The organism is Ligilactobacillus equi DSM 15833 = JCM 10991 (genome assembly GCF_001435735.1).
Classification (GTDB): Bacteria; Bacillota; Bacilli; order Lactobacillales; family Lactobacillaceae; genus Ligilactobacillus; species Ligilactobacillus equi.
Window position 1 is genome coordinate 1 of record NZ_AZFH01000188.1, and the last position, 293, is coordinate 293.

Consider the following 293-nt stretch of genomic DNA (forward strand, 5'->3'; position numbering starts at 1 on the left):
TCCCAATGTCCTTCCGTGTGATAATTATATAGGTTTTCAAAACCTAAAAGAAAAGCACTACGATTGTTTATATCAACTGCCAATCCAATGTACCGGTATTCCTCGGGTGTTTCCCCAACATTATCAAATACTAACTTGGCGTCATATACAGTACCATTGTTTGACTTGATAGCGTTTTTGTAAAGAATACTAGAACCGTTTTTTACCTTATACAGTTGTTCGTAAAATCGAGAATCAGAAGTTGAATCCGCATGACTTATTGTCGGAGTAATACCGGGAGAGTACCAGTATTC

General features: G+C 37.2%; 1 protein-coding gene. It reads right to left on the reverse strand.

Going from position 1 to position 293, the window contains the following annotated elements:
- Positions 1 to 293: hypothetical protein (locus FC36_RS12540; RefSeq protein ID WP_235805824.1), on the reverse strand; the 293-nt coding region annotated here is incomplete at both ends.